Origin of the sequence: Actinomadura pelletieri DSM 43383 (assembly GCF_003634705.1) — a bacterium.
GTDB lineage: Bacteria > Actinomycetota > Actinomycetes > Streptosporangiales > Streptosporangiaceae > Spirillospora > Spirillospora pelletieri.
This window is the reverse complement of sequence record NZ_RBWU01000007.1, coordinates 25,401-38,754: the sequence shown is the minus strand read 5'-3', so window position 1 is coordinate 38,754 and position 13,354 is coordinate 25,401. Positions and strand designations below refer to the sequence as shown.

The following is a 13,354-nucleotide window of genomic DNA, read 5'->3' as shown; positions in this document are numbered from 1 at the left end:
CAGGCCCCACGGACGACGCGCGACCACACCGTTCATGGTTGACTCCGGCGATGATCGACTGGGCACGCCTGCACGGTATGTACGGCCCGGCGCACGACGTCCCCGCACTACTCCAGGCAGCGGAGACCGGCGCCGACGATGCCTGGGAAGGACTGTGGGCTCGGCTCTGGCACCAGGAGACCACCTGCGACGCCGGCATCGCGGCGCTACCGACGCTGGCCTCCCTCTCCCGACACACGAACCGGGCGGTGAGGCTTCCCGCGGTCGAACTCGCCGGCGCGATCTTCGGCGCCGGTCTGCGAGAAGGGCGGCCCCTCAAAGAGACGGAGGAACTCCGCCGACCCGTCGCCATGCTCAGCGCCTCGGCCGACCAATGCCTGTCGGAACGTCCAGCCGACTACCGGACCTACTTCCGCGCGAAACTGGCGCTGGACGGTTTCCCCGTGCTGAGCGACATGCTCGACGATTTCCTGGACTTCTGCTGCGACGTCCCCTGCCCCCAGTGCTCCGACAAGGTCAGCATCGTGATCGGCGACTACGGCTGCTACTCATCGATTCGCGACTGGAACCTCGGTGACGTGCACCCCATCCCGCTCCGTCCGGCCTCCCCGAACGACCTACGGCACGTCCAACAGCACTTGCACCACGCAGCGGTGAGAGACGCCCGACCGAGGCTCGCCCGGGGCCTCACACACGTCTTCGGCGACGCGACATGCGGCACCTGCGATGCGGTCTTCTCCGTCATCTCCGCCTTGGAAACCAGGCCGACACCGTTCGGCGAATCAGCGGAAGAAGCCGCCGGAGCCTAGAACCGCGGCCTCCTCCAGAACCCCGCTTCGACCGAAAACGCAGGTCAGGGGAGCCGACCGAAGTCGGCTCCCCTGACCCGTCACTTCAACCCGTTGACGCGTCAGCTGCACCCGCTGGTGGAGCCGCAGCCCTCACACACGTAGCAACTGCCCGCCGGGCGCATCTTCGTCCCGCAGGTGAGGCAGAGCGGCGCGTCCGCCGTACGGCCCTGCCGGCTCTCGATGACCTCCATGGACGAGTGCGCCTCGCTCGCCGGAGCGGACACCGGCTCCGCGGGCCTGGCGATCGCCGCCGACTGCGCCAGCGACTCGTGGTCGACCTCGTCCTCGGCGTGCAGGGCGGCGGGATCCTCCCCGTTCGCCTGCATCGCCCGCTCCTCGGCGGTCAGGATGCCGAGACCCGCGCGCTCCTCGTAGGGAAGGTGGTCGAGGGCCAGCCGACGGAAGATGTAGTCCATCACCGAGGTGGCCATGCGGATGTCGGGGTCGTCGGTCATTCCGGCGGGCTCGAACCGCATGTTGGTGAACTTCTCCACCCAGGTCTCCAGCGGCACGCCGTACTGGAGGCTGATGGAGATCGCCATCGAGAAGGCGTCCATCACACCGGCGAGCGTGGAACCCTGCTTGCCCAGCTTGAGGAAGACCTCGCCGACACCGTCGTCCGGGTACGACGAAGCCGTCATGTACCCCTCGGCGCCCGCGACGGAGAAGCGCGTGACGGTCGCGGGACGCTGCTTCGGCAGCCGCCTGCGCACCGGCGGCGTCGGCCCGGTCGCCGCGGGAACCTCCTTGACGGCCTCCTTCTTCCCCGCCGCCGACAGGGGCTGGCCGACCTTGCAGTTGTCCCGGTAGATCGCCAGGGCCTTCAGGCCGAGCCGCCACCCCTCGAAGTACACCTTCTCGATGTCCTCGACGGTCGCCTTCTCCGGCATGTTCACCGTCTTGGAGATCGCGCCGGACAGGAACGGCTGGACGGCCGCCATCATCCGGACGTGCCCCATCGGGCTGATCGCCCGCTCGCCCATCGCGCAGTCGAACACCTCGTAGTGCTCGGGACGCAGCCCCGGCGCGTTTACGACATGCCCGTGCTCGGCGATGTACTCGACGATCGCCTCGATCTGCTCCTGCTGGTAACCGAGCTTCTCCAGCGCCCGCGGCACCGTCAGGTTGACGATCTGCATGGACCCGCCGCCGACGAGCTTCTTGAACTTCATCAACGCGAGATCGGGCTCGATGCCGGTCGTGTCGCAGTCCATCATCAGCCCGATGGTGTTGTGGCTCACCATGCCGTTGGCCACGTAAGTGACGTTCTCCGGCACGGACAGGTCGTACGTCGGCTGGACGCCGCCGTCCTCATTGGCCGCCACGCGCTCGAACAGGTATTCCAGCGCGTGTCCGAGTCGCTCATGGAACGTCTCGGTGAAGAGGGAGCGCGCCACCATCCGGGGGACGCCACCGTTCTTCCGGATCGACTGGAGGACGGCGGCCCTCAAGGGATGACCCACCGGAACGATCTCGTCCCAATCAGTCCGAGAGAGCACCACATAGTCGTTCTTCGCGGATCGCCCCGGTTCCAACGCGGCCATGAGCCGCGCCTTCCGCTCACCGATGAAGCCCACGATCTCGTCGAAGCTCAACGCATGGTCGAGGTTCCGGAGACGAACCTGGTAGATGTCCCCACCGAAGCCGCTGACGGTCGTACGTGTGGTCGTTGCAAGGCCCAGCGCGAGCAGAAGCGTCCGAATCTCGCCCGCGAAGGACTCGGAGGCGGTCGACAGGCTGGGGACGCCTTCGGTCACCGTCCCGTCCGCCTCGAAGAGCCCCCGCAGGAACCCGGCGTAGACCTCGACGTCATTCGTTTCGAGGATCGCGGAGGGCACCCGGGGCGTCCAGCCCTTGCCCGAATGGTCGGCGCCGGGCAGGTCCTTTGCGAAGCCCGCCGCCTTCCACCACCGGGCGAGCCGCATGGATGAGAGGGTCACCTCGCGATGTCCCTGCTGTTCGACCACCACAGGCGTGATGCCGAACAGGTCCTTCGCGAGAATCTGCAACCGCTCGGCGACGTCGAACGAGTCGTCCGCCACGCACAGTCGCAGGCCCTTCGCGTGAAGGCTCCCGTCCCCCATGAAGTAGCCGACGAGTTCGGCCAGCTCCGGAGTGACGGCGTCGGGAACTTCGATATGCCGGTCACCGGCGTAGTAGGCCTGATCGAGGACCGGCAGCGGAACCTGTCGACGGTCGCCGACGAGCGTCCGCGTCTGCATGGGCACCAGGTCACCCTCACGGATGTCCGCCAATCGACGCCACACCCATGCGCCCGTCCCTGCCTCGACCACCTTCACGCGGTGAGTCAGAGTTCCCTGGATCGTGTAACCACCCCGGGTACGAATGAGGCGGGTCGGCTCCTCACCGTTGACGAAGAACTTGGTCGCCTGACGCGGCCCCTCGTCGGTGGACACGATCATGTCCAAGTCCTGCCAGCGATCGCCGTACACGTCGCCGATCTCGGACAGGCGCATCAGGCCGCGGTCGGTCGTCACCAGCGTGTCGCCCGTCAGGCACCCCGTCGGCGCGAGCAGGCTGGCCTGGGCGTTCCGGTAGCCGTGCTTCTCACCGAGCTTCAGGCACTCCTGCCACTGCTTCGCGGCCGCGGCGTGGATCGCCTTGTCCATCGCGTCGAGGGTGCGGATGCCGTCGTTCGCGGCGGCGTGCTTGCGCATCACGCGCTTGTGCCCCTCGGCGTTGCGCGCGTAGCCCGCGTACGGGCCGACCACACCGGCGATCTCCGCCGACCGGCGGTAGGCGACACCCGTCATCAGCGACGTGATCGCCGCGGCGATCGCCCGTCCGCCCTCGGAGTCGTAGGCGTGCCCGGTCGCCATGAGCAGCGCACCGAGGTTGGCGTACCCGATACCGAGCTGCCGGTAGTCACGCGTCGTCTCCGCGATCTTCTCCGTCGGGAAGTCGGCGAACGTGATCGAGACGTCCATCGCCGTGATGATCAGCTCGGTGAGCTTCACGAACTTCGGCACGTCGAACGTGCCCTCGTCCGTGAGGAACTTGAGCAGGTTGATACTCGCCAGATTGCAGGACGAGTTGTCCAGACTCATGTATTCGCTGCAGTTCGCGACCACCACACCGCTCACGATGTAGGAGTGGTTCCGCGGCTCGGTGAGGTTGTAGGTCGTCTCGAAGCCCTTGGACTCACGGGACACCATGCGGACCGACAGGTCCTTCTTGTACCGCTTCGTGGTGTCCAGAAGGCGGAGCAGGGCGTCCTGCTTGCCCGCCGACCCGAAGCCGACCACCGCGGCGAACTCGACCATGGACCGGCCGCTGATCCGTAGATCGAAACTCGGGCCGTCCGAGCCGTAGGTCACCTCGCTCCCGTCCTTGCGGGTGTAGCGGAAGCTCTCCTTCTTTGCGTCCGTCCGGTAGATCCGGGCGGCGATGCCCAGCGAGGCGAGAAGTTCCTGGACGCCGATGAGCAGTTCCTCGGAACGGCTTCCGAGGCCGACGTACCGGGTGCCGTTCGCCAGGTCGACGACGCACCCGTCGGCGTCGAAGAGCCCCTGGAGGAAGGCGACCAACTCTTCTTCGGGAGCCTCGTAGACGGCGGCCGGAACGGTCTTGTCGGCGGCGCGACCGTCGGAGACGCCGAGCGCGCGAAGGAACGCGCGGAACGCCTCATGGCCCACACGGAGCTGCTGCGTGCCGTTCGCCTGGACGCTGGGCTTGCGGTCCGTGCCGGTGATACCGCGCAGAAGAGCCTCATGCCGAGGCATCACCGTCTCCTGCTCGGCCTCGGTGCCGTAAACCGTCACGACACTGGAATCGGTGACACAGCCGTCTCCGATCAACCAGCCGAGGTAGTGGGCGAACTCCTCGTCCCACTTCTCCGGCAGCTCCAGCGCGTGCCGGGTCGCCGCCGCCTGCGCCGCGTGGTGGGCGGCCATCGGCATCTCACCCGTCGCCGCGGCGCGACTCGCGCGGTGGAAGGACCGCACGACCTTGTCGTCCTCGGTCAGGTCTTCGGCGTGCACCCAACCGCGGTTGGCGGTCCAGATCCGGTGGCCGGGTGTGCAGCGCAGTCGGGAGCCGTCCGAGAACCGCAACTCAAGAATCTCGTTGGTTCCGGTCACCATGTACCGCACCGGGTCGGTCGCGACGATGCGGTCCTGCGGGTCGGTCTCGGACGTCAGGTCGTTGGTGTAGATCCCGTACGTCTCCCCGATCGCCGCGCGCCGGACCATGTCACCGATGCGCACCAGCCCCTTGTCCGTGACGACCCGCTGATCGGCGGGGAAACAGGGGTTGGACGCGGTGATACGTCCGGTTTCGGGGTTGGTGTGCCAGTCGTTGATCGTGTCGTCGTACTGGATGCCGGGGTCGGCGCACTCCCAGGCGGCCTGTGCCATCAGCCGGAACAGTTCCTTGGCCTTGACGGTCTCGACGACCTCGCCGGTCATCCGGGCGCGCAGCCCGAACTCGCCGTCGGACTCGACGGCGTGCATGAACTCGTCCGAGACGCGGACCGAGTTGTTGGCGTTCTGGTACTGGACGCTGCCGATGTCCTTGCCGCCGAGGTCCATGTCGAACCCGGCGTCCCGCAGCGCGCGGATCTTGTCCTCCTCGCGCGCCTTGGTCTCGATGAACTCCCCGATGTCGGGGTGGTCGACGTCCAGCACGACCATCTTGGCGGCCCGCCGCGTCGCGCCACCCGACTTGATCGTTCCGGCCGACGCGTCGGCGCCGCGCATGAACGAGACGGGCCCGCTGGCCGTCCCGCCGGACGAAAGCAGTTCCTTGCTGGACCGGATACGGGACAGGTTCAGCCCGGCGCCGGACCCGCCCTTGAAGATGACGCCTTCTTCCTTGTACCAGTCGAGAATCGACTCCATCGTGTCGTCCACGGACAGGATGAAGCACGCGCTCACCTGTTGGGGGGACTTGGTGCCGACGTTGAACCAGACGGGGGAGTTGAAGCTGAAGAGCTGGTGGACGAGGGCGTACTTCAGTTCGTGGTCGAAGATTTCGGCGTCCTGCTCGGACGCGAAGTAGCCCTCTTTGAGGCCCGTGTCCGTGTACATGCGGACGACCCGGTCGACGAGCTGCTTGAGACTCCATTCCCGCTGTGGCGTGCCGACCGCCCCTCGGAAGTACTTCGAGGTGACGATGTTGACGGCGTTCACCGACCAGAAGTCGGGGAACTCGACGCCGCGTTGCTCGAAGTTCACCGAGCCGTCGCGCCAGTTGGTCATGACGACGTCACGACGTTCCCAGCGCAGTTCGTCGTACGGATGCACGCCGGGCGTGGTGAAGATCCGCTCGACCTTCAGCCCTTTGCGGCCCCCCTTGCCGCGCCGTGCCGTCGAGCCGCTCACCGTCTCCGTCATGACCTTCCCCCTCTCGGGCCCACCCGCCGGGGCCCTGTTCAGGAACAACCCCGCCGCCGCACGGGCCATGCCCGCGCGGAGGCGCTCTTACCTGTGCTGCTGTGTCTTCAGAATCCGTCCCTAGCGGGACGGGCCGGGCTCCCCCGAGGAACCGGTCCGCCGCAGTGCTTCGATCTCTTTGGCGAAGTCGTCGATGGACTCGAAGCTCCGGTAGACCGAGGCGAATCGCAGATATGCGACCTCGTCGAGTTCGCGAAGCGGCCCCAGGATCGCGAGTCCGACCTCATGGGAGGGGATTTCCGCGGACCCGGACGATCTGATCGCCTCTTCGACCCGCTGCCCCAGCTTCGCGAGCGCATCCTCGTCGACCGGGCGGCCCTGGCAGGCTCTGCGCACCCCGGCGATGATCTTTTCCCGGGAGAACGGCTCGGTGACCCCGCTTCGCTTGGCCACCATCACGAGCACATTCTCCTGTGTGGTGAATCGCCGACCGCATTCGGCGCACGACCGGCGACGCCTAATGGCGCCCCCGTCGTCGGTCGCACGGCTGTCGATCACTTTGGTGTCAGGGTTGCGGCAGAACGGGCAGTGCACGTTGGTCCCCTCCCCTGACGAAAGCGCTTCAACCGCCGAGTGATGCTACATATGGGTAAAGCACATTGATGTGACTACTAGATGTTGTGGTCAACCGTACGGCTCGGCGCAGGCATGTGCAACCTGATCCGGTGCCTCGAAGGTCACATCGGGCCCGTCCGGCCAGCTCACGTTCGGCTGTTCCGTCTTCCTCCCCGGGCGTGTCGCTTCCCACGACTCTCGGACGTCACAATCGGGGCATCTGGCGGCATGCGTCCCACCGGTCCCTGCAATCAAGGGGTTCGACGGCCAGACGGCCACCAACCCCGGACACAGCGGACACACACCCGGCCCGCGGAGGGGACGGCGGTCTCAGATCAGAGACGGTCCTTTGCCACAATGCGGGCCCGAGGGGCGCTAACGGGTCGCGCGCACCCACCGCGAAGGCTGTCATCGGACGGGAAGGCGGAGTTCCTGGCCCGGTTGGACGGTGGGGTCGCCGCCCATGCCGTTCAGGTCGATGATGCGCTGGACGACACGGCGGGGATCCGCGTCGGGATCGGCTTCACTGGCAAGGTCCCAGAGAGTGTCGCCAGGTTTCACGACGACGATTCTGGTGGCACGGGACGGGGCGTCTCGGGAGTCGCGCCCCCCGGCCAGTGCGCCGGGGCCGACGGTGAGCCACAGCGAAACGAGCGTGAAGGTCGCGGCGAAGCCGACGATGACGGCGCGTCCACGGCGGGTCAGCCGGATCGGGGCATGCTCACTGTGGGGTGAACCCGACATCTCAACCCTCCTCGACGTCGAATGCATTTTCGATCGAACGTCTGTACGATGTTCTACCAGGAGGCGCCGAGAGAAAGCGAGCACCACTTCGAACAATTGTTTGATCATCGCGCTCCGACGCGATAGCGTTCATGACAAGGAGTGACGGATCGAGGCGCCCGGGAGGCGACGAGCGATGAGCAAGGTCCGGGAGCTGCCCGACGGCCCCATGGACGAGACGGGGTTGACGCAGCGGCAGCGCATGGTGCTGGAGGTGATCCGCGACTCGGTCCAGCGCCGTGGGTACCCGCCCTCGATGCGCGAGATCGGTGAGGCGGTCGGCCTGACCAGCACCTCCAGCGTGTCCCACCAGCTCCGGGCGCTGCAGCGCAAGGGTTTCCTGCGCCGCGACCCCAACCGGCCGCGCGCGGTCGAGGTGCGGGTACCCGGCGCCACGCCGGTGCGGACGGACGAGGAGACCTACGAGTCCACGGGTGTCCAGTCCGCCTCCGCGCAGCCCGCGCCCGCATACGTGCCCCTGGTCGGACGGATCGCCGCGGGTGGCCCGATCCTGGCCGAGGAGGCCGTGGAGGACGTGTTCACGCTGCCGAAGCAACTCGTCGGCGAGGGCACGCACTTCCTGCTGAAGGTCACCGGTGACTCGATGATCGAGGCCGCGATCGCGGACGGTGACTGGGTGGTCGTCCGGCAGCAGCCGGTGGCCGAGCAGGGCGACATCGTGGCCGCCATGATCGACGGCGAGGCGACGGTGAAGACGTTCAAGCGCCGCGACGACGGGCACCTCTGGCTGCTGCCGCAGAACCCCGCGTACGAGCCGATCCCCGCCGATGACGCGACGGTGCTCGGACGCGTCGTGGCGGTCCTCCGCAAGATGTGACCCCCGCGCCCGTCCCGGGCAACGAACCAGGGGCGGACCACCGTCGACCATCGGTGGCCCGCCCTTAGTCCTGGTTGAGGCACTTGTTGTCACCATGGAGCGCTCCAAGCGCGGGGTCGGGGGGTGAACGACCGGGCCCTGAGACCCGGCGATGCCGGATGAGGTTGAGCGCAACGCTCGACCGGACCATGCGGCCCGGCCGCCGATCGCGTTCGATGCCGTCGCCCTGGTCCTCGATCCGCTGAAGGGCGGTGCCGGAGGCGCCGCCGGAATCACTCTTCACGTCATGGGCGAGGGGCGGCCGGGCGGCGTCGGTGCCGTCCGCGCCCGAGCGTCGTCCTCGCCGCAAGGCGGCCTCGGCCAGGTGTTCTCGGCCACCACCAGCGGTTCACGGCGCCCGGTTGGGCGCCGTGAACGTCGACGGGATGCGGCGTGAGCCCTGGGGTCAGCGTTTGGGGACGATGTTGACGATCTTAGGCGGGCGGACGATGATCTTGGCGATCTCGGCGCCGGCCAGGGCGTCCTGGATCTTGGTCGAGGCCAGGGCCTGGCGTTCCAGGTCGGCCTCGGTGATGCCGGGCGGGACCTCCAGGCGGTCGCGGACCTTTCCGGCGACCTGGACGACGCAGGTCACCGACTCCTCCACCAGCAGGGCCGGGTCGGCGGTCGGCCAGCCCGCGTTGATCACCGGTGCGGTGCGGCCCAGCAGTTCCCAGATCTCGTCGGCGGTGTAGGGCGCGAACAGCGACAGCATCACGGCCATGGCCTCGGCCGCCTCCCGGACGGCGGGGTCGGCGGGGCCGGGGCCCGAGTCGATGGCCTTGCGGGTCGCGGTGACCAGTTCCATGATCCGGGCGATCGCCACGTTGAACCGCTGTGCCTCGATCAGGGTGGTGGCCTCGTCGATGGTGCGGGCGGTGACGCGGCGCAGGGCCTGGTCGCCGGACGTGGCGTCGGTGCCGGGCGGGGACGTGACCTCGGTGGCGATGCGGTGCACGCGGGACAGGAACTTCGCCATGCCGTGCGGGGACACGTCCGCCCAGTCGATGTCGTCCTCCGGCGGTCCGGAGAACAGGATCGCCAGCCGGACGACGTCCACCCCGAACTCGGCGATCTGCTCGCCCAGGTCGACGCCGTTGCCCAGCGACTTCGACATCGCTTTGCCCTGGTTGATGACCTGGCCCTGGTTCAGCAGCCGGCGGAACGGCTCGGTGAAGGTGACCATGCCCATGTCGTACAGGACCTTGGTGAAGAACCGGCTGTACAGCAGGTGCAGGATGGCGTGCTCGACACCGCCGGTGTACTGGTCGACCGGCATCCACCTACGGACCTGCTCGACGTCGAACGGGCCGTCCTCGTAGTGGGGCGAGCAGTAGCGGAAGAAGTACCAGGACGAGTCGACGAACGTGTCCATGGTGTCGGTGTCGCGTTTGGCCGGGCCGTGGCACTTGGGGCACGCGACGTTCACCCAGTCGGTCGCGGCGGCCAGCGGGGAGGTGCCCTTCGGGGCCAGGTCGGCGCCGCGCAGCCCCTCGGGCAGCGTCACCGGCAGTTGCTCGTCGGGGACGGGGACCTCGCCGCACGCCTCGCAGTGCACGATCGGGATCGGGCAGCCCCAGAACCGCTGCCGTGACACCAGCCAGTCGCGCAGCCGGAAGTTCACGGCGGCGCGGCCGGTGCCCCGCGACTCCAGGATCTCGATGATGCGGGGGATCGCCGCGTCCTTCGCCAGCCCGTCGATCGGCCCGGAGTTGACGATCGCGCCGTCGCCGGGTGTGGCGACGCCGGTGTCGGCCGGGTCGGGCAGGCCGGTGTCGACGACGACGCGGACGGGCAGGCCGAACTTCAGCGCGAAGTCCAGGTCACGCTGGTCGTGCGCCGGCACCGCCATGATCGCGCCATGGCCGTACTCGGCCAGGACGTAGTCCGAGGCCCAGATCGGCAGTCGCTCTCCGTTGACCGGGTTGACCGCGTAGCGGCCCAGGAACACACCGGTCTTCTCACGCTCGGTGGACAGTCGGTCGATCTCGCTCTCGCGGGAGACCTCCTCGCGGTACGCCTCGAACGCGGCCCGCTGGTCGGGGGCGCAGATCTCCTCGGCCAGGGCGGCGTCGGCGGCGACGACCATGAACGTCGCGCCGAACAGGGTGTCGGGCCGGGTGGTGTAGACGGTGACGGGCTCGTCGCGTCCCTCGATGACGAAGTCGACGTCGGCGCCGGTGGAGCGGCCGATCCAGTTGCGCTGCATCAGCAGGACGCGTTCGGGCCATTTGCCCTCCAGCTGCTCCATGTCGTCCAGCAGCCGGTCGGCATAGTCGGTGATCTTGAAGTACCACTGGGTCAGGACGCGCTTTTCGACCAGGGTGCCGCAGCGTTCGCAGTGCCCGCCGACGACCTGCTCGTTGGCCAGGACGGTCTGGTCCTTCGGGCACCAGTTGACGTGGCCGCCCTTACGGTAGGCCAGGCCGCGGTCGTAGAAACGCAGGAACAGCCACTGCGTCCACCTGTAGTACTCGGGGTCGGAGGTGTGCAGCCGCCGCGTCCAGTCGAACGACGGCGCGTAGCGGTGGAACGACGTCGCCTGCGTCTCGATGTTGGCGTAGGTCCATTCGGCGGGGTGCGAGTCGCGTTTGATGGCCGCGTTCTCGGCGGGCAGGCCGAAGGAGTCCCAGCCGATGGGGTGCAGGACGTTGAAGCCGCGCTGGAACCAGTACCGGGCGGGGACGTCGCCGATGGCGAACGCCTCCGCGTGGCCCATGTGCAGGTCACCGCTCGGGTAGGGGAACATGTCCAGCGCATAGCGCCGTTCCCGGGTGTCGTCCTTCTCGTCGGCCGCGAACGGTTCGAGCTCCGCCCATCGGGCCTGCCACTTGTCCTGAACGGCCCGTGGATCGTACGAGTCGTTCAGGGGGGACGACCCTCCTGCTCCCCTCGTCGTCGCGCGAGGGGTGACGTCGCTGCTCACGTTTCCAGACTCCGGTTTCTTGCTCGTTCGCTGCCTGCACCAAAGGCGGTGGGCCGTCCTCTGACATGAAAGGGCCCCTCGCGCAGGAGGGGCCACCACGTTGACGTCGGTTCGTCAACGTGGTCGTTCGAGGAGCAGCCTTGCCGACATACCTCAACAGTAGCGCAATCGCAAGCCGGGCCGCGGGTTCTCTACACCGGTTCAGTGGCCGGATTCCTGGCGGGCCAGGGAGATGACGCCGGTGACCTGGACGCGGGTGAGGCGAAGGTCGGCGCCGACGGCGGACAGGGTCTCCTCCTCCGAGACGCTGAGGGGGCCGTCCACGAGGGCGATCTCGGCGGCGGCGCGCAGAATGCTCTCGCGGGCCTCGGGCGCCAGGGCGGGCGCGGCGTGGCCGATCTCGACGCGGACCTCCTCGAACGGTCGGCCGAGGTCGGCGGTGAGGGCGTTGTCGTCGTAGGTGTGCTCGCCCGCCTGCCGGACGACGGCGACGGCGCGGCCGCGGGCGATCGTGTTGGTGTAGTCGCCCGACCGCAGGACCTGGGCGATCGTCATGCGCAGGAGCATCGCGGGCATCTGGGCGAGCTGCGCGGTGGTCGGCACGTCGAGGACGGCGGGTTCCCAGCGTCCATGGCAGACGTCGCACTCGACGATCTCGCCGCCCGCCTTGGTGAGCGGGATGACGGGGACGAAGAACAGGGTGAAGAAGTTGCGGCCCTGCCTGCGCCGGTAGTCGCGGTCGCCGCCGCAGTTGGGACAGTGGAAGATTCCCCTGGTCAGGGTGAAGAACACCACCCGCCAGCCGAAGATGATCAAAATGGCGCACCTCTTCTCGGTGGAAGTCGCACATCGTAACGGTGCGGGGGTGGGCGATGGGGCGGGATTCGACCGATGGGGACGGCTCCACCACGGTCCGGACGACCGGAGGAGGATCGCGGAAATTCGGGGCTTGACGCGATGGGCGTCCATCCTCCATCCTCAAATCTAATAGGAAGGTTTCCTATAAAAAGCTTCCCCGCCTGATGTCCATCCGTCCGTTCGTGGCTACCGAACTCCGAGACCAAGGTCGCCCCACCCCCCGCCAGGAGCACCGAGTATGCCCGCCAACCTCCGTACCCCCAGAAAACGCACATTCGCGTACGCGGCCGTCGCGGCCGCCGGGATCACCATGGTGACGACCGCCCCGGCGCTCTCCCACGGCTACACCACCGCTCCGATCAGCCGTGCCCTCTTCTGCCAGAAGGGCACCGCGCGGAACTGTGGCGAGATCCAGTACGAGCCCTCGAGCGTCGAAGGCCCGAAGGGGTTCCCGCAGCGCGGCCCCCGGGACGGCACGATCTGCGCGGGCGGTGTCGGCCGCTTCAAGCAGCTCGACGACCCGCGCAACGGCCAGTGGCCCACGAACAAGCTCACGAGCGGCCAGTCGTTCACGTTCACCTGGCGTCACGCCGTCCCCCACGCCACCACCTCGTGGCACTACTACATCACCAAGGACGGTTGGGACCCCACGAAGCCGCTCACGCGCGCCGACCTGGAATCGAAGCCGCTCGGCACCTTCAGCGGCGGTGGCCGGCGTCCGCCGAGCACCCTCTCCCACGAGGTCGCGCTGCCGCCCAAGCAGGGCAGGCACCTTCTGCTCGCGGTGTGGGACATCGCCGACACCGGCAACGCGTTCTACCAGTGCTCCGACGTGGAGTTCAGCTGACACAAGACCACCCTCCGCGGGCCGCGTCGCTCTCCGTCGCCCGCACCTGAGGGACCGGGCGGGACCGCGCTCCCGCCCGGTCCCTCCTTCTTTTCCGGGCGCTGCGGCGCTCGGCACTCCCCCGTCCCGCCGCCCGGAAACCGCCTGTCGACGCGGCGCGAAGGATGGCGCCGGTGGACGCCATGTATGAGGATGTGCGAAACGGGTCATGGACCCTTCGGTAACCGACCGGCCGGTCACCGT

8 protein-coding genes are annotated in these 13,354 nt (G+C 68.1%); 3 read left to right on the top strand and 5 right to left on the bottom strand.

Annotated features, from left to right (window positions below; all coding sequences use genetic code 11):
* Positions 1-50: 50 nt before the first annotated feature.
* Positions 51-809: a hypothetical protein gene (locus BZB76_RS28445; RefSeq protein ID WP_121437535.1), complete on the top strand. Its 759-nt coding sequence runs from the start codon at positions 51-53 to the stop codon at positions 807-809.
* Positions 810-910: 101 nt separating this feature from the next.
* Here the strand turns inward: BZB76_RS28445 and BZB76_RS28440 are convergent, their stop codons facing one another.
* The 3 genes from BZB76_RS28440 to BZB76_RS28430 all read right to left on the bottom strand — a co-directional run bounded on the left by BZB76_RS28440 (position 911) and on the right by BZB76_RS28430 (position 7,564).
* The gene (locus BZB76_RS28440) at positions 911-6,205 is read right to left on the bottom strand and encodes an LAGLIDADG family homing endonuclease (protein WP_121437534.1); all 5,295 of its coding nucleotides are present in this window, start codon (positions 6,203-6,205) and stop codon (positions 911-913) included.
* Positions 6,206-6,325: 120 nt separating this feature from the next.
* Entirely contained in the window at positions 6,326-6,799 is a 474-nt protein-coding gene (gene nrdR / locus BZB76_RS28435; RefSeq protein WP_121437533.1) for a transcriptional regulator NrdR, read from the bottom strand.
* Positions 6,800-7,228: 429 nt separating this feature from the next.
* A complete protein-coding gene (locus tag BZB76_RS28430) occupies positions 7,229-7,564 on the bottom strand; it encodes a LysM peptidoglycan-binding domain-containing protein (protein ID WP_170180797.1) in 336 nt (111 codons plus the stop codon).
* Between the two features lie 175 nt (positions 7,565-7,739).
* Between BZB76_RS28430 and lexA the strand changes: the two genes are divergently transcribed.
* The gene (gene lexA, locus BZB76_RS28425; protein WP_121437531.1) at positions 7,740-8,441 is read left to right on the top strand and encodes a transcriptional repressor LexA; all 702 of its coding nucleotides are present in this window, start codon (positions 7,740-7,742) and stop codon (positions 8,439-8,441) included.
* 445 nt (positions 8,442-8,886) lie between these two features.
* Here the strand turns inward: lexA and leuS are convergent, their stop codons facing one another.
* Together leuS and BZB76_RS28410 are read right to left on the bottom strand one after the other, a co-directional pair.
* Positions 8,887-11,349, bottom strand: a complete 2,463-nt coding sequence (gene leuS / locus BZB76_RS28415; protein ID WP_121437938.1) for a leucine--tRNA ligase — start codon at positions 11,347-11,349, stop codon at positions 8,887-8,889.
* A 258-nt stretch (positions 11,350-11,607) separates the two neighbouring features.
* Positions 11,608-12,222, bottom strand: a complete 615-nt coding sequence (locus tag BZB76_RS28410) for a tellurite resistance TerB family protein (protein WP_121437530.1) — start codon at positions 12,220-12,222, stop codon at positions 11,608-11,610.
* A gap of 280 nt (positions 12,223-12,502) precedes the next feature.
* Between BZB76_RS28410 and BZB76_RS28405 the strand changes: the two genes are divergently transcribed.
* On the top strand, positions 12,503-13,111 hold the full coding sequence (locus tag BZB76_RS28405) for a lytic polysaccharide monooxygenase auxiliary activity family 9 protein (protein ID WP_121437529.1): 609 nt from the start codon (positions 12,503-12,505) through the stop codon (positions 13,109-13,111).
* Positions 13,112-13,354: the final 243 nt, after the last annotated feature.